This is a genomic window from Roseinatronobacter thiooxidans (genome assembly GCF_001870675.1).
In the GTDB taxonomy this organism is placed as follows: domain Bacteria; phylum Pseudomonadota; class Alphaproteobacteria; order Rhodobacterales; family Rhodobacteraceae; genus Roseinatronobacter; species Roseinatronobacter thiooxidans.
Genome location: NZ_MEHT01000009.1, coordinates 209594 through 225361, shown reverse-complemented (window position 1 = coordinate 225361; position 15768 = coordinate 209594). Strand labels below are relative to the sequence as shown.

Genomic DNA, 15768 nt, shown 5'->3' with positions numbered 1-15768 from the left:
CCCTATGGGCCAAAACTTCGTGCGACAGGCAGATTTCCGTGTCTGCCTGTCGCAATCTGTATTGAAAGGTGATGCGCATGCTCAGGATCGAAGGACTGAAAAAGACTTACAAGACAGGCGACAAGGCGCTGTCAGATGTTTCTTTCGAGGTGCCACAAGGGCAGGTTGTGGGGCTGATCGGCCCGTCTGGTGCGGGCAAATCTACGCTGATCCGCTGTATCAACCGGCTGGTGGAGCCGACATCGGGCAATGTGCTGCTGAATGACCTGAATTTGCCCGCTTTGCGCACGGCGGAATTGCGCCGCGCCCGCCGCCGTATCGGGATGATCTTTCAGGAATATGCGCTGGTTGAGCGGTTGACGGTTATGGAAAACGTCCTGTCCGGCCGTCTGGGCTATGTGGGGTTCTGGCGCAGCTTCATGCGCCGCTATCCTGACACCGATATTGCCAATGCCTTTCGCCTGCTGGACCGTGTCGGGCTTATGGCGCATGCCGACAAGCGCGCCGATGCGCTGTCGGGCGGGCAGCGCCAGCGGGTGGGGATCGCGCGCGCATTGGCGCAAGACCCCGAACTGTTGTTGATTGACGAACCGACCGCCAGTCTTGACCCCAAAACCAGCCGCCAGATCATGCGGCTTATCGTCGAAATCTGCCGCGAACGCGGCCTGCCTGCGATCATCAACATTCATGATGTTGTTCTGGCGCAGCAATTCTCTGACCGGATTATCGGCTTGCAAGCTGGGCGCGTTGTCTTTGACGGCCCGCCCGCTGGCCTGACCGAAGATGTACTGACCCGCATTTACGGCGAAGAAGACTGGACCGCCATGCGCAATGGCGCAGCCGAAGATGCGGAAGCAGAAGCCGAAGACAAGGCGCAGGCTGAAAAAATGCTGAGGGCGTTATGAGCACCGCCTATCCCACAACTTGGCGCAAGCCGCCGCAGATGATCCACTCGCGCGCATTGCGCATAGCGCTGGCGCTGGGTGCGGTTGTTTATCTGGTGCTGGCCATCGGCACGATAGAAGTGAACTGGGCGCGCGTCGTTGCAGGCATGGAGCGCGCGCAACGCTTTGTCGCGGGCTTTCTGCAACCCGATTTCACCACACGCTGGCGCGATATCTCGAACGGGCTGATGGAAAGCCTGACGATGACTTTCACCTCAACTGTGGTGGGGGTCGCCATTTCCATACCCATCGGCGTGGGGGCTGCGCGCAATGTTGCGCCGCGCGCGGTCTATCTGGTCTGCCGCGCGATCATTGCCACCAGCCGCGCGCTTCAGGAAATCATTGTTGCGATTTTCTTTGTCGCGCTGTTTGGCTTTGGTGCTTTCGCGGGCTTCCTGACGCTGACATTCGCAACCATCGGCTTTATCGGCAAGCTGCTGGCCGAGGATATTGAAGATATTGACGAGGCGCAGGCCGAAGCAATCCGCGCCACCGGCGCAAGCTGGTTACAACTGATCAATTACGCCATCCAGCCGCAGGTCATGCCGCGCCTGATTGGTCTGTCGCTATACCGGCTGGACATCAATTTCCGCGAATCTGCCGTGATCGGAATTGTCGGCGCGGGCGGTATTGGTGCGGCGCTGAATACGTCCTTGTCGCGCTATGAATATTCCAGCGCGGGCGCGATCCTGCTGATCATCATCGCCATTGTGATGATGGCTGAATATTCCTCGGGTTATTTGCGAAAGTGGGTGAAATGAGCGTGGCATCTGTTGAAACGCCGGTCTGGGTACATCGCACTCCGGTCAAGCGCCTGATGCTCTGGGCGGGCTGGCTGGGCTGTGTGGCGCTGTTCGTATGGTGCTGGGAGCGAATGACCCAGCGCACGATCTGGGCCTTTGTCTGGGACGCGCCAAATGCCGCGGCTGACATTGGCAGCCGCGCCTTTCCCCCGCGCTGGTCCTATATGGAACGGCTTTGGGCGCCATTATGGGACACAATCAACATTGCCACTTTGGGCACGCTTCTGGGCATTATGATGGCGGTACCGCTGGCCTTTCTGGCCGCCAGCAACACCACGCCCTCACGCCTGATCCTGCGCCCGATTGCGCTGTTTGCCATCGTGGCCACGCGGTCGATCAATTCGCTGATCTGGGCCTTGTTGCTGGTGTCCATTCTGGGGCCGGGCATTCTGGCGGGTATTCTGGCCATCGCGCTGCGCTCGATCGGGTTTATTGGCAAGCTGCTTTACGAGGCAATCGAGGAAACCGACATCCGCCAAGTCGAGGCCATCAGCGCCACCGGCGCGTCACAGGGCCAGATTCTGACCTATGGAATTGTTCCGCAGGTTCTGCCCAGTTTCTACGGAATCAGCGTATTCCGCTGGGATATCAATATCCGCGAAAGTGCCATTCTGGGGCTGGTGGGCGCAGGCGGGATCGGTGCACAACTCAATTCCAGTCTGAACATGCTGGCATGGCCACAGGTTATGCTGATCATTCTGGTGATCCTAGGCACCGTCATCATCAGCGAATGGGTATCGGCAAAGGTGCGTCACGCCATCATATGATCGCGGTGCACAGCTAAAGGCGCAAGCGACGTAAACCTGTTACATATCTGTTCCAGCTTTTGCGCTTTGACATGGGGCGCTTCCTGTTCAGCGTTACGGGCGTCGTCTTGCCATGTCGATCGAGGAATTCGGCACGCCTGCCGCACTTGCCGCGCGCACAGGGTTCGAGGTGCTGGTGGACCGGCATTTATACGCGCCTGTCGGATTGGCCGATTGACCTGTCGGGCGCGGGCCTGGGGTCACTCATGCTTGTGGTCAATCTGTGGCTGGCGGGGCAGGGCAGCAGCGCGTTTTGTGGTTAAACCTGCGGCGGTGATCGCACAACTCGCAGACCCGGATATGTGCGGCAATCGCGCGGGCCCGTTCCATGATCAGCCATCAGATACCGTTTGGCCAAATGCCAGAGAAAGCGGCATCGCATTGTCCGAACGGCGATGAGGACCATATCTGCATCTGCCGCTGGACAAGTCCGGCCTTGAAACGCGGTGCTGATGGATTGCTCTGGTATGCGCCACTTTGGCAGGGTGTGGGATATGGCCCGACGCTGCGCGGCTTTGCACCCAGAACTGCGATGGCCGCGAAGTCCCGCAAACCAGCAAGTCACCACCAGAACAGCCGCAGGCCTAATTTACTCCGCCGCCTGCTCGCGCGCGCGCAGTTCTGCCTCGATCTCGCGCCAGCGCGCGACCGCGCGGTTATGATCGGCCAGATTGGTGGTGAAGGTATGTCCCCCCGTCCCATCGGCCACGAAATACAGATAGGGTGTATCATCGGGGTCCAGTGCGGCGGCAATGGCCGCGCGGCCGGGGTTGGCAATGGGCGTGGGGGGCAAGCCGTCGATGCGGTAGGTGTTAAAGGGGGTAACCGCGTCCAGTTCGGACCGGCGCAGCCCGCGCCCCAGCGTGCCTTGCCCTTGGGTGATGCCGTAAATCACTGTCGGGTCGGTTTGCAGGCGCATCGGAATGCCAAGCCGGTTGACGAACACGCTTGCAACTTGGCGCCGCTCGTCTGCCTGTCCGGTTTCCTTCTCCACGATCGAGGCCATGATCAACGCCTCTTCTGCTGTCTCATAGGGCAGCCCGTCTGCGCGCCCCTCCCACAACTCTGTCAGGATGCGGGTTTGTCGGGCTTCCATCTCGGCCAGCAGGGTCTGGCGATCTGCGCCGCGTTGCACGGCATAACTGTCGGGTGCAAGCCAGCCTTCGCGGGGCACATCGCCTGCCTCGCCGCTCAGGAACTCGGCCAGACGCAGCCCTTCCCAGATTTGCCAGCTTGTCGCCCCTTCCGCCACAGTGATGCGGTACTGGATGTCGGATTGTTCTGCAAACCGCGCGTAATCCTCGGGCGGCTCTTCGTTGCTGGAAAATTGTACGATGGTCTGAAAGCTTTGTGTGGCAGGGTCCAGTTCGCGCACAAGCGTGTCGATGCGTGTCACACCTATGCGGTACTGGATTTCAGACCCACAGGTCGAGGCCCCGCCGCGCGTCAGAATATCGGTAATCTGATCCATCGAGGCCCCCTCGGGAATCAGATAAGACCCAAAGCGCAGGGCGGTCGCACGTTCGGTATATTGCGCGCCAATGCGAAACACCTGTTCTGAAGATACCGCGCCTTGTTGCGCCAGCCCGCTGGACACAACACGCAGCGAGGCACCGGGTGCCACGCGAAAGCAGATTGCCTGTTCAAGCGGCCCTTCGACATAATAGCTGCGCTTGCCCGCAGAAACCACAATCGCAAGGCCGATCAGCCCGACAATCAGCAGCGTGAACACATTGGCGACGATATGGCGAATCATCCAGCGTCAACTTTCCCCAGAATCAGGCTGGCATTGGTGCCGCCAAAGCCGAAGCTGTTGGACAGCGCGATTTTGATCTCGCGCTTGCGTGCGGCGTTGGGGGCCAGATCCAGCGGCGTTTCAACGGCAGGGTTGTCAAGGTTCAGCGTGGGCGGTGCGATCTGGTCGCGTATGGCCAAAATGCTGAAAATCGCCTCAACCGCGCCTGCGGCGCCCAGCAAATGCCCGATGGCCGATTTCGTAGAGGACATGGTGGCCTTGCTTGCGGCATCGCCCAATAAACGCTCGACCGCGGCCAGCTCGATCACATCGGCCATGGTCGAGGTGCCATGTGCATTGATATAGTCGATCTGCGACGGCTCCAGCCCCGCGCGGGCCACCGCCGCTTTCATCGACCGCAGCGCGCCATCGCCATCTTCGGACGGGGCAGTAATGTGATAGGCATCGCCCGACATGCCATAGCCCAGCACCTCGGCATAGATTTTTGCACCGCGCGCTTTGGCGTGTTCATATTCTTCCAGCACAACAACGCCCGCGCCTTCGCCCATCACAAACCCGTCGCGGTCTGCGTCATAGGGGCGCGAGGCCGCTTTGGGGGTGTCCGCACGTTTGGTGGACAGCGCCTTGCAGGCGTTGAAGCCTGCAATGCCGATTTCGGAAATCGGGCTTTCCGCCCCGCCTGCGACCATCACATCCGCATCACCCCATTGGATCAGGCGGGCGGCGTCACCAATCGCATGCGCACCCGTTGAACAGGCGGTGACCACGGCATGGTTCGGCCCTTTGAAGCCGTAGCGGATACTGACCTGCCCCGAAACAAGGTTGATCAGCGCGCTGGGGATGAAGAAGGGCGACACGCGGCGCGGGCCGCGTTCTTTCAACAAAACGGCTGTGTCGGCAATGGCCGACAGGCCACCAATTCCAGACCCGATCATCACGCCTGTGCGGCAGCGGCTTTCTTCATCCTGCGGCATCCAGCCGGAATCGCGCACGGCCTGCATGGCGGCTGCCATACCGTAAAGGATGAATTCATCAACCTTGCGCGCCTCTTTCGGCTCCATCCAGTCATCGGGGTTGAAACTGCCATCAGACCCGTCGCCACGCGGCACTTCGCAGGCATAGGTCGTGGCCAGATGGCTGGCGTCAAAGCGCGTAATTGGCCCCGCCCCGGATTGGCAGGACAGCAGGCGCGCCCATGTCTCTTCGACGCCGCATGCCAGCGGGGTGACCATCCCAAGCCCTGTGACGACGACTCTGCGCATACGCCCATTCTCCATATCTTAAAATTTGTTCCGAAGCTGTGATAACGGGATTTCACGCGCAGGGAAAGGCATTAGCCGCATATCGCGGCAACGCTCCGCTCACAGTTGGGTCACTCTTTGTCAAGCTGCGCGCAGATGCGCCGCTGCGCAGCACAGGGCCGTGATTTGGCGTGTCTTGCCCCCGCGACATGCCGCACCCCAGCCATGAGATGGTTCTTTCGCAGCACGCAACCGGCACTGAGGGTGAAGCCTTTGATAACGGCAGTCAGAATTTCAGCGCATGGTGCAGGATGACCGGCACGACAAGTTCCTCTTCATCGACCAGATGCCGGTTCAGGAATGTCTGGAACCCGTCCAGCCGCGCAAGCATGGCGCCTGCGCTGGCTTTGGTATCGGCGTTGCGGTTTTGCAGGGCGCGCAGATGGGTGTTTGCGGCATCTGTCAGACCGGCAAGTTCCCCGTCCAGCGCGTGATGATCGGCGTCCAGCAAGTCAAACCCATGCGCCAAGCGTTTCTCGCTTTCTGACAGGACGGGGAAGTAATGCGTATCCTCGATCTGGTGGTGGCCGTGCAATTCATTGATCAGAAACCCGCCCAGCCGCGCGGTCATCTGCCCGTGCTTCCGAGGGTCGCGGCCCTTGTCAAGGAAAGCGCGCGTATCGCCCTGCCACTGCGCCAGCGCGCGGCGGAACATCAGGTGACGCTCCAGCCAGAACCGCGTCAGCCCGTCGAAATTGCGATGGCTTTCCCACATGTCGCGCGGATATTTCTCCAGCAGGATGCGCAGCGCATCGGGCAGGCCATCGCGGTGTTTCAGATCATCCATAGATATGCGCTATCCTGTCTACGGCGGCCTGTGGGCTAAGTTCCTCGCTTTCACCCGTGCGGCGCGAGGTCAGTTCGATCACGCCCTTTTCCAGCCCGCGCGGGCCGACTGTAATGCGCCAAGGCAGGCCGATCAGGTCCATCGTGGCGAATTTCGCGCCCGCCCGTTCGCTGCGGTCGTCATAGAGCGGCTCCAACCCCTTGGCGACCAGCGCCTTATACAGCCCCTCGCACGCCCCGTCTGCGGCTGCGTCCCCTTGCTTGAGGTTCACAATCCCGCAATGGAAGGGGGTTACACCTTCAGGCCAGATGATGCCCTTGTCATCATGGCTTGCCTCAATGATCGCGCCCAGCAGGCGCGACACGCCAATGCCGTGGCTGCCCATATGCACAGGCGTGCGCTGCCCGTCGGGGCCAACCACGGTTGCGCCCATTGCCTCGGAATATTTGGTGCCAAAATAGAAGATCTGGCCCACTTCGATCCCGCGCGCGGTGCGGCGGCGTTCCTCGGGCACCTGTTCGTTAAACACACCCTCGTCATGGGTTTCATCCGTGCGCGCATAGCGCGAGGTGAACTCTTCCAGCACCGCCTGACATTCGGGCACGGAATCGTAATCCACCGCGCGGTCACCGAATTTCAGATCGGTGATCGCGCTGTCATAGAACACTTCCGACTCGCCCGTTTCGGCCAGCACAAGGAATTCGTGCGTGTAATCGCCGCCAATCGGCCCACCATCAGCCCGCATTGGAATGGCTTGCAGGCCCATGCGTTCATAGCTGCGCAGATAGCTGACCAGATGGCGGTTATAGGCGTGTAACGCGGCATCTTTATCGAGGTCGAAATTATAGCCGTCCTTCATCAGGAATTCACGGCCCCGCATAACGCCAAAGCGCGGGCGCACCTCGTCGCGGAACTTCCATTGGATGTGATACAGCGTCAGCGGCAAGTCCTTGTAACTGTTCACATGGGCGCGGAAAATATCGGTGATCAGTTCTTCATTCGTCGGCCCATACAGCATGTCGCGGTCGTGCCGGTCCTTGATGCGCAGCATTTCCTGCCCGTAATCATCATACCGCCCGGATTCGCGCCACAGATCTGCCGACTGGATGGTTGGCATCAGCATGGGAATATGGCCCGCGCGAATTTGCTCTTCATGCACGATCTGTTCGATCCGGCGCAACACCTTGTAGCCCAGCGGCAGCCACGAATAAATCCCTGCCGAGGATTGCTTGATCATGCCTGCACGCAGCATCAGCCGGTGCGAGGCGATCTGCGCCTCGGACGGGGTCTCTTTCAGCACAGGCAGGAAATAGCGGGTCAGGCGCATGGATATGCCTTTCATGAATGACGATACGCCCTTGGGTTTAGGCGAGACTGGGGGCAGGGGCAAGGTGTGTCGCCTGCCCCCTCTTGGCGGCACAGCCCAGAGCGACTAAGACAGAGGTCCGACACCTGAAAGGACAGTTCCCGTGCAAGACCCAAACCCGCGTATCACGCAGGCCATCGCCACCGAAATCAATGCACGCCCCGCGCAGGTTGCCGCCGCGATTGCGCTGCTGGACGGGGGCGCGACAGTGCCGTTTATCGCGCGCTACCGTAAGGAAGTCACCGATGGGCTGGATGACACGCAATTGCGTACCCTGTCCGACCGGCTGGTTTATCTGCGCGATATGGAGGCGCGGCGGGGTGTGATTCTGGGGTCGATCCGCGAACAGGGCAAACTGACCGATGCGCTGGCCCAAGCGATTGGCGCGGCGCAGACGAAGGCCGCGCTGGAAGATATTTATCTGCCCTTCAAACCAAAGCGGCGCACCAAGGCCATGATTGCGCGCGAAAACGGGCTGGAGCCGCTGTTGCGCGCCATTCTGGCCGACCGCGCGGCAGAACCAGACGCACTGGCAGAGGCTTATGTGACCGAGGCCGTGCCAACAGTAAAAGCCGCACTGGACGGCGCGCGCGACATCCTGACCGAGGAGTTGAGCGAGAACGCCACCCTATTGGGCAAATTGCGCGATTTCATGCGCAAAGAGGCGGTCATTTCTGCTCGCGTCCAACCGGGGAAAGAGGCAGAGGGCGCCAAGTTTTCCGACTATTTCGACCATAGCGAAAGCTGGGCCACGATCCCGTCACACCGCGCATTGGCGATATTGCGCGCGGCCAAAGAAGAAGTTGTGACAATCGACATCGCGCCCGACCCTGACACAGGGGTAGAGCGTGCGCAGGCCATGATCGGTGCGGCCATTGGCATTCCGGGCCACGCACCGGGGGATATGTGGTTGCGCAAAACGGCGGCATGGACATGGCGGGTCAAACTTAGCCTGTCGATGTATGCGGACCTGATGGGCGAATTGCGCCAGCGCGCGCATGAAGATGCAATCATGGTGTTTGCGCGCAACCTGAAAGATTTGCTGCTGGCAGCGCCCGCCGGACCACGCGCCACATTGGGGCTGGACCCCGGCATCCGCACCGGCGTCAAGGCGGCAGTTGTCGATGCAACGGGCAAGCTGGTGGCGACAGACACGCTTTACCCGTTCCAGCCCAAGAACGACTTGCGCGGCGCACAGGCGCGTATCTTGCAGCTGATCGCGCAGCACGGGGTTGAGTTGATCGCCATCGGAAATGGCACCGCCAGCCGCGAGACGGAACGCATGGTGGCAGATGCGCTGAAGGCAATGCCACAGGGCCGCGCGCGCCCCACCAGCGTGATCGTGTCAGAGGCGGGGGCCTCGATCTATTCGGCCTCTGAACTGGCAGCGAAAGAATTTCCCGATCTGGATGTCAGCCTGCGGGGTGCGGTTTCCATCGCGCGGCGGCTGCAAGACCCGCTTGCCGAACTGGTCAAGATCACGCCGCAATCCATTGGTGTGGGGCAATACCAGCACGATGTGGACCAGCGCCGCCTTGCCCAAAGCCTTGATGCGGTGGTCGAGGATGCAGTGAACGCGGTGGGGGTTGACCTGAACATCGCCTCTGCGCCGTTGCTCGCGCGGGTGGCGGGGCTGGGGGCATCATTGGCGCAGTCGGTGGTCGCGCATCGGGACGCGCAAGGCGCGTTTCCCAGCCGCAAGGCGTTGTTGAAAGTGGCAGGGCTGGGGCCAAAGGCGTTCGAGCAATGCGCAGGTTTCCTGCGCATCCGCGAGAGTGCCGAGCCGCTGGATGCCACATCCGTACACCCCGAAGCCTACGGCGTGGCGCGCCGGATCGTGCAGGCCTGCGGGCGCGATATTCGCGCCATCATGGGCCAGCCAGAGGCTTTAAAGGGCCTGCGCGCACAAGATTTCGTCGATGACAATTTCGGCCTTCCAACTGTGCGCGATATTCTGGCAGAGCTGGAAAAACCGGGCCGCGACCCGCGCCCCAGTTTTGTCACTGCGCGATTCACCGATGGGGTGGATGATATCAAAGACCTGCGCGCAGGCATGCTGATGGAAGGCACCGTGACCAATGTCGCGGCCTTCGGGGCCTTTGTCGATATCGGGGTGCATCAGGATGGATTGGTCCATGTCAGCCAGTTGGCCGACCGTTTCGTGAAAGACCCGCATGAGGTGGTCAAGGCAGGTGATGTCGTCAAGGTACGCGTGACGGAAGTGGACGTGCCGCTTAAGCGCATCGGCTTGAGCATGCGCAAAGATGGGGGTGCTGCGGCTGAGAGTGGCGCGCCACGCCAGCAAAAAGACATCAAACCGCGCGGGCAGCACAGCGCAAAACCCGCCAAGCCTGCGCATCAGCCGTCAAAACAACCCGCTGCGGACAGTCAGGGCGCGTTGGGGGCGGCGTTGTTGCAGGCCATGCGCGGCAAGACCTGACCTTTAGGGGCGGGATGCGCTGACCAATCGGCCCCAAAGGTCGTATTCGCCCGCCTCGTCAACTTCCACGCGAACGATATCCCCGACACTTATGCCGCCTGTGCCTTCGTCAATGAACAGGTTGCCGTCAATCTCGGGCGCATCGGCCTTGGTGCGGCAGGTGGCAATGCCCTCGGCATCTATGTCATCGACAATCACATCCATGCGCTGGCCAACTTTGGCGGCCAGTTTTGCCTCTGATATGGCCTGCGCCTTGGCCATGAAGCGGTCCCAGCGATCGGCTTTCACTTCATCGGGCACATGATCGGGCAGCGCGTTAGACCGCGCGCCTGCCACGTTTTCATACTGAAAACAGCCCACACGGTCCAGTTGCGCCTCATCCAGCCAATCCAAGAGGTTCTGAAACTCTGCCTCTGTCTCGCCCGGATAACCGACGATGAAGGTCGAACGCAGCGTGATTTCGGGGCAGATGCCGCGCCATTCCGCGATGCGGTCCAAGGTGCGTTCCGCCGCCGCAGGGCGCGCCATGCGCCGCAGCGTGTCGGGGTGGGCGTGCTGAAACGGAATGTCCAGATAAGGCAGCACCAGCCCTTCGGCCATCAGTGGGATCAACTCGCGCACATGGGGATAAGGGTAGATGTAATGCAGCCGCACCCATGCCCCCAGACTGCCCAGATCGCGGGCCAGATCGGTGATATGGGCGCGGTGGCCACGGTCGGTTTTGTGCTGGATATCCAGCCCGTAGGCAGATGTATCCTGACTGATCACCAGCAATTCCCTGACACCTGCCTCAACCAGCTTTTCTGCTTCTCGAACAATGGCATGGGCGGGGCGGCTGACAAGTTTGCCGCGCATGTCGGGGATAATGCAGAACTTGCACTTGTGGTTGCAACCCTCTGATATCTTAAGGTAACTATAGTGGCGCGGGGTCAGGCTGACACTGGTGGCGGGCATCAGGTCAATAAACGGGTCGGGGCTGGGGGGCACGGCGGCATGCACGGCATCCAGCACCGCCTCATACTGGTGCGGGCCAGTCACCGCCAGCACCTTGGGGTGCGCGCCGGTGATATATTCCGGCTCTGCGCCCAGACAGCCCGTGACGATGACGCGGCCATTCTCGCTCAGCGCCTCGCCAATCGCCTCAAGGCTTTCGGCCTTGGCACTGTCAAGGAAACCACAGGTATTGACAATGACGGCATCTGCACCTGCATAATCCGCGCTGATCCCATACCCTTCGGCGCGCAGACGCGTCAGGATGCGTTCACTGTCGACCAACGCCTTTGGGCAACCAAGCGAGACCATGCCGATGGTCGGCTGGCCCGCGCGCGGGGTGTCACGCAACAGCGCGCGGGGGGCAAGATCGGGGCGAAGATCGGCTGGGTTCTGACTCATGCGCGGGATATAGTGCATGCAGAGCAGGGCGGAAAGCCCTCATGCAGCGCGGCGGTACAGCAAACTCCCCCCCAAGCGGCGCATCAGGCGGAACATGACCTTATAGCCCAGATCGGCATAGTCCAGATCGCCCGCCAGCAGCCGCAGATAGGTGCGGCTCATGGTGGGGTTGCGCTCTACCGCGCGGGGAAAGAAGGGGCGCACGGGCCGCGAATAAATAAGTGTGCGGATGCGGTGCGCAGCTTCAATTTCGCGGTGAATGAAGGACACGCGCTGCATATAGGCCGCCATTGCCTGATCCGGCCCGCCTTGCGCCAGCGCTTCAACCACGGCCTGACCTGCGAATTGCCCCGATTTCATGGCCCAGGCTATGCCCTCTCCTGTGATCGGGTCCACCAGCCCTGCGGCATCGCCTGCAAGCAGGATGCGTCCGCGCCCGGGAACCTTGCGATAGGCGCCAAAAGGAAGAAACGCGCCCTTGCATTTGAAATCACCCGTCTCGGCCAGTTTTGGGGCGTGTCGCGCCAGATATGTCCGAAAATGCGATTTCATATCGGGGTTGAGCGCGTGAATGCCGCCAACCCCCAGCGTGATCGAGTCGTGCTTGGGGAAAACCCAGCCATAGCCCCAGTTTGCCGCACCAAGGTCGATTTCGGTTGTGTTGTCATCCAGAAGGGCGCGGTCCATCTCTATCTCCAGCCCGAAGCCGATCTGAGAAGGGTTGAAGGGGCGACCAAACAGCGCGCGCGCCACTGCGCTATTCGCGCCGTCTGCGCCAATCATCGCGGCCCCTGTCAGGCGGCGGCCATCGGCCAGCGTGACCGACACGGCGTCAAGGTCGATTTCGGCAATGCGCACAGGGGCAAAAACCTGCACACCTGCGGCGCTTGCCTGATGGTGCAAGGCTGCGTCAAAGTCGCGGCGCATGGTCATATATAGGGGGGTCGGTGTATGTTGTTCGCTGATTGCCCGCCCCTCAAAGGCCAGACGCACCTGCGTGCTTTGTAAAAACAAGGCGTCACTGGGAGCGATGTCGAAAATGTCGTTCAGATAGCGTACTGACCGTCCTGTGACCCCGCCACCACACAGCTTGTCGCGCGGGAAGGGCGATTTGTCCAGCAGAGCAACCGAAAGACCGGCTTTCGCAGCCGTCAGCGCAGCCGCGCTGCCCGCCGGACCAGAACCGATAACAACAAGGTCATATGTGCAATTCATTCGAGAGGTACTCATGCCGGAAATTTTAATATCTCAGGACTATAGAGAAGATAACCGGGTCGCACCAGCGTGATTGGGGGCACTGTGCCGCGATCGGCAAAAAGGCGTAAGGATTGGGAAAAGTGCCTGTGTTCAGGTAATTTTATATGCTTGCAACCCGGCATCTATGTGCCAGCTTGCTGGCGGCTCCATTCGGGCGCGCAGGCGTTGCAATGTCCATGCAGGCCGAACCAAGGCGCTATGGGGGGGCTGCGATGCTGCGCGCGGGGCCAGATGCCAGCGGCTTTCGACACCGGCTGTTCCGCCCTCTTCGGGTGTCAGAACCAGCCCCAGAACGGTGCTGTCGCGCGCCCGAGTGCGGCGGCGTTCCAGCCCCGCTTCGGCGGCCAGATGCAGCCTGCGCAGCGGGGTCAGCGCAAGCGGGTTGGTAAGCTCCATCACCACCAGCGCCACCGCGCCAGAGCGCAGCGCCTCTTCCGCGCAGCCCAGAGATTCGGCGTCGCGCGCTGTCTCCAGCATGATCAGCCCCTCGGGGCTGGCCCAGTCGCAAAGCGCATGCGGATGCAGCCGGTCCCCTTTCCAGCCAGGGCATATCCAGATGACAGGCGCGCCCATGGGGGCCTGCGCCATGATCCATGCCGCCAGAACCCGCCGCGCAGGCCCGCATAATTCATGCATGCGGCCGGGGATAAGGCGCAAGATCTGCGCCAAAGGCTGAGCATCAAGGCTTTGTGGCGGGGCTGTGAATTGAAAGGACATATGTGTTCCTCTTTTGTTCCAGCCTAGCATATCCCTGTCTTTGGGCAAGTTTGTTCCTGTCCCATGTGAATACAGATGCGCGACTGGCGCGGTTTTGCTATCTGTGGCGTGCATGTCAGTCTAAAGGAGTGGGTCCGCATGATACGGATTTTTGCAATCGGGGTGCTGGTGCTAAGCGGGTGCCAGATGCAGCAACCAGCACCGCAAGAGTGTATCGCCGCCGATCTTCAGGGATTTGTAGGTGAACCCCTCTCGATGCTGGAGGGGCAAGACCTGCCCCAGCCCAACCGCATTATCGGCCCTGATACTGCAGTCACAATGGACTGGAACCCGATGCGGCTGAACATCGCGCATGACAAGGCGCGCAGCATCACCCGAATTTACTGCGGTTGAATTCGCGGCTGTTCCCGCCGCAAAAACCGGCTACATTGCGCCCAAACATACAGACGGGAAAGATTAGTCATGCAAAAACTGAAGCTTGGGCATTCGGATCTGATGGTGTCGCGCTATTGTATGGGAACGATGACCTTTGGCACCCAGACCGATGAACACGACGCCCACCGCCAGCTGGACATGGCGCGCGAGGCGGGCATAAATTTTCTGGACGCCGCCGAAATGTATCCGGTCAATCCGGTGCGGCTGGAAACAGCGGGGGACACAGAAGCCATTGTCGGGCGCTGGATCGCCAGCCGCAAGCCTGACGATATCGTGGTGGCCACCAAGATCACCGGCGCTGGCTCTAACGCGGTCAAGGATGGCGCGCCGATTTCCGCCACGCGGATGCGCGACGCGGTCGAGGCGTCTTTGCGGCGGCTACAAGTCGAATGTATCGATATATACCAACTGCACTGGCCCAATCGCGGGTCATATCATTTCCGCAAGGTTTGGGGTTTTGACCCCTCCAACCAGAAGCGCGACACCACAGTGGCGCATATGCGCGAAGTGCTAAGCTGCGCGGCAGAGCTGATCGCGCAAGGCAAAATCAAGCATCTGGCGCTGTCCAATGAAAGTGCGTGGGGCTTGGGCATGTGGCTGCATCTGGCCGAGGCAGAGGGCCTGCCACGGGTTGTCAGCTTGCAGAATGAATATTCGCTGCTGTGCCGCCTGTTCGACCTTGATCTGGCCGAGGCTTGCGTGAACGAGAATATTCCCCTGCTGGCTTATTCGCCCTTGGCCGCCGGTCTGCTGACGGGAAAATATGCAGGCAATGTCACACCAGAGGATTCGCGCCGCGCGCGCAACCCCGATCTGGGCGGGCGCATTACAGGGCGCGTTTTCGAGGCGGTCTCGGGCTATATGGCGATTGCGCATGAATTCGGGCTGGACCCTGTGCATATGGCCATTCAATGGACCTGCACACGCCCTGCGCAAACCCTGCCCATCATCGGGGCCACGACATCGGCGCAACTGGGCCATATTCTGGCAGGGCGCGATGTTGTTCTACCCGATGAGGTCAAGGGCGCAATCGACCAGCTGAACCGCGCCATGCCGATGGTGTTCTGATGCTGACAGGGGTTCAGGCGGTGCTGTTCGACAAGGATGGCACCCTGTTCGATTTCGCCGCCAGTTGGTCGGCATGGGCGGCGGCATTGCTGCACCGGCTGTCCGACGGCGACACAGCGCGCGCGGCTGCCATGGCGCAGGCAATCCGCTTTGATCTGGCGGCAGGGCAGTTTTTGCACGATTCGCCCGTTATCGCAGGCACGATGGATGAACCTGTGCGCCTGCTGGCCCCTTTTCTGCCCGATTGGACAGCGGATGCGCTGAAAACCTATCTGTTTCGCAGCGCGGCCCTTGCTGAAATGGTCCCGCCAGTTCCCTTGGCCCCATTGATGCAAGGCTTGCGCGCGCGCAAGCTGGTGCTGGGCGTTGCCACGAATGACGCGGAATCCATCGCGCGCGATCACCTGACGCGGGCGGGTATTCTGGACCAGTTCGCCCATGTGCTGGGCTATGACAGCGGCTTCACCCCCAAACCCGCGCCCGACATGCTGCTTGGATTCGCCAATTTCACCGGGCTGGAGGCGGGCAGGGTGGTGATGGTTGGCGACAGCACGCATGATCTGGTGGCAGGCCGCGCGGCCGGAATGCAGACAGTGGCTGTGCTGACGGGCATGGCAACACAGGCCGATCTGGCCCCCTATGCCGATCTTGTCCTGCCCGATATCGGCCATTTGCCGCAAGCGTTGGCGTAACTTG

14 protein-coding genes are annotated in these 15768 nt (G+C 60.9%); 7 read left to right on the top strand and 7 right to left on the bottom strand.

The features are described 5' to 3' along the window. Nucleotides 1–77 precede the first annotated feature (77 nt). The 3 genes from phnC to phnE (BG455_RS05635) are packed head-to-tail and all read left to right on the top strand — an operon-like array spanning nt 78 to nt 2514. Nucleotides 78–905: a phosphonate ABC transporter ATP-binding protein gene (gene phnC / locus BG455_RS05645; RefSeq protein ID WP_071469150.1), complete on the top strand. Its 828-nt coding sequence runs from the start codon at nt 78–80 to the stop codon at nt 903–905. Then, a complete protein-coding gene (phnE, locus tag BG455_RS05640; protein WP_071468979.1) occupies nt 902–1705 on the top strand; it encodes a phosphonate ABC transporter, permease protein PhnE in 804 nt (267 codons plus the stop codon). The genes phnC and phnE (BG455_RS05640) overlap by 4 nt, the downstream gene beginning before the upstream one ends. A 56-nt stretch (nt 1706–1761) precedes the next feature. Next, the gene (phnE, locus tag BG455_RS05635) at nt 1762–2514 is read left to right on the top strand and encodes a phosphonate ABC transporter, permease protein PhnE (protein ID WP_245735488.1); all 753 of its coding nucleotides are present in this window, start codon (nt 1762–1764) and stop codon (nt 2512–2514) included. A 628-nt stretch (nt 2515–3142) separates the two neighbouring features. On the opposite strand, the gene mltG is transcribed toward phnE (BG455_RS05635), so the two are convergent. From mltG to proS, 4 genes are all read right to left on the bottom strand, one after another. Further along, the gene (gene mltG, locus BG455_RS05630) at nt 3143–4309 is read right to left on the bottom strand and encodes an endolytic transglycosylase MltG (protein ID WP_071468977.1); all 1167 of its coding nucleotides are present in this window, start codon (nt 4307–4309) and stop codon (nt 3143–3145) included. Next, the gene (fabF, locus tag BG455_RS05625) at nt 4306–5571 is read right to left on the bottom strand and encodes a beta-ketoacyl-ACP synthase II (RefSeq protein WP_071469149.1); all 1266 of its coding nucleotides are present in this window, start codon (nt 5569–5571) and stop codon (nt 4306–4308) included. Before fabF ends, mltG begins: the two co-directional genes overlap by 4 nt. 265 nt (nt 5572–5836) lie before the next feature. Beyond that, a complete protein-coding gene (locus BG455_RS05620; RefSeq protein WP_071468976.1) occupies nt 5837–6397 on the bottom strand; it encodes a hemerythrin domain-containing protein in 561 nt (186 codons plus the stop codon). Continuing rightward, nucleotides 6390–7724 carry a proline--tRNA ligase gene (gene proS / locus BG455_RS05615; protein ID WP_071468975.1) on the bottom strand — a complete coding sequence of 445 codons (1335 nt, stop codon included), beginning with the start codon at nt 7722–7724 and terminating at the stop codon, nt 6390–6392. The genes BG455_RS05620 and proS overlap by 8 nt, the downstream gene beginning before the upstream one ends. 142 nt (nt 7725–7866) lie before the next feature. Between proS and BG455_RS05610 the strand changes: the two genes are divergently transcribed. Continuing rightward, nucleotides 7867–10203 carry a Tex family protein gene (locus BG455_RS05610; RefSeq protein WP_071468974.1) on the top strand — a complete coding sequence of 779 codons (2337 nt, stop codon included), beginning with the start codon at nt 7867–7869 and terminating at the stop codon, nt 10201–10203. Nucleotides 10204–10206: 3 nt separating this feature from the next. Here the strand turns inward: BG455_RS05610 and rimO are convergent, their stop codons facing one another. From rimO to BG455_RS05595, 3 genes are all read right to left on the bottom strand, one after another. Next, nucleotides 10207–11595 (bottom strand): 30S ribosomal protein S12 methylthiotransferase RimO, encoded by a 1389-nt coding sequence (gene rimO, locus BG455_RS05605; RefSeq protein WP_071469148.1) that lies wholly within the window; start codon nt 11593–11595, stop codon nt 10207–10209. 39 nt (nt 11596–11634) lie between these two features. Further along, on the bottom strand, nt 11635–12810 hold the full coding sequence (locus BG455_RS05600; protein ID WP_071468973.1) for a geranylgeranyl reductase family protein: 1176 nt from the start codon (nt 12808–12810) through the stop codon (nt 11635–11637). A gap of 132 nt (nt 12811–12942) precedes the next feature. Then, nucleotides 12943–13569, bottom strand: a complete 627-nt coding sequence (locus tag BG455_RS05595; protein ID WP_071468972.1) for an ImuA family protein — start codon at nt 13567–13569, stop codon at nt 12943–12945. Nucleotides 13570–13707: 138 nt separating this feature from the next. Between BG455_RS05595 and BG455_RS05590 the strand changes: the two genes are divergently transcribed. The 3 genes from BG455_RS05590 to BG455_RS05580 all read left to right on the top strand — a co-directional run bounded on the left by BG455_RS05590 (nt 13708) and on the right by BG455_RS05580 (nt 15764). Beyond that, nucleotides 13708–13962, top strand: a complete 255-nt coding sequence (locus tag BG455_RS05590) for an I78 family peptidase inhibitor (RefSeq protein WP_071469147.1) — start codon at nt 13708–13710, stop codon at nt 13960–13962. 69 nt (nt 13963–14031) lie between these two features. Then, a complete protein-coding gene (locus BG455_RS05585; protein ID WP_071468971.1) occupies nt 14032–15072 on the top strand; it encodes an aldo/keto reductase in 1041 nt (346 codons plus the stop codon). Next, nucleotides 15072–15764, top strand: a complete 693-nt coding sequence (locus BG455_RS05580) for an HAD family hydrolase (protein ID WP_071468970.1) — start codon at nt 15072–15074, stop codon at nt 15762–15764. The genes BG455_RS05585 and BG455_RS05580 overlap by 1 nt, the downstream gene beginning before the upstream one ends. Nucleotides 15765–15768 lie beyond the last annotated feature (4 nt).

Bases quoted from the DNA above. Each gene is read 5' to 3' on its own strand.
- phnC (WP_071469150.1), top strand. From the start codon at position 78: ATGCTCAGGATCGAAGGACTGAAAAAGACTTACAAGACAGGCGACAAG.
- phnE (WP_071468979.1), top strand. From the start codon at position 902: ATGAGCACCGCCTATCCCACAACTTGGCGCAAGCCGCCGCAGATGATC.
- phnE (WP_245735488.1), top strand. From the start codon at position 1,762: ATGCTCTGGGCGGGCTGGCTGGGCTGTGTGGCGCTGTTCGTATGGTGC.
- mltG (WP_071468977.1), bottom strand. From the start codon at position 4,309: ATGATTCGCCATATCGTCGCCAATGTGTTCACGCTGCTGATTGTCGGG.
- fabF (WP_071469149.1), bottom strand. From the start codon at position 5,571: ATGCGCAGAGTCGTCGTCACAGGGCTTGGGATGGTCACCCCGCTGGCA.
- BG455_RS05620 (WP_071468976.1), bottom strand. From the start codon at position 6,397: ATGGATGATCTGAAACACCGCGATGGCCTGCCCGATGCGCTGCGCATC.
- proS (WP_071468975.1), bottom strand. From the start codon at position 7,724: ATGCGCCTGACCCGCTATTTCCTGCCTGTGCTGAAAGAGACCCCGTCC.
- rimO (WP_071469148.1), bottom strand. From the start codon at position 11,595: ATGAGTCAGAACCCAGCCGATCTTCGCCCCGATCTTGCCCCCCGCGCG.
- BG455_RS05600 (WP_071468973.1), bottom strand. From the start codon at position 12,810: ATGAATTGCACATATGACCTTGTTGTTATCGGTTCTGGTCCGGCGGGC.
- BG455_RS05595 (WP_071468972.1), bottom strand. From the start codon at position 13,569: ATGTCCTTTCAATTCACAGCCCCGCCACAAAGCCTTGATGCTCAGCCT.
- BG455_RS05590 (WP_071469147.1), top strand. From the start codon at position 13,708: ATGATACGGATTTTTGCAATCGGGGTGCTGGTGCTAAGCGGGTGCCAG.
- BG455_RS05585 (WP_071468971.1), top strand. From the start codon at position 14,032: ATGCAAAAACTGAAGCTTGGGCATTCGGATCTGATGGTGTCGCGCTAT.
- BG455_RS05580 (WP_071468970.1), top strand. From the start codon at position 15,072: ATGCTGACAGGGGTTCAGGCGGTGCTGTTCGACAAGGATGGCACCCTG.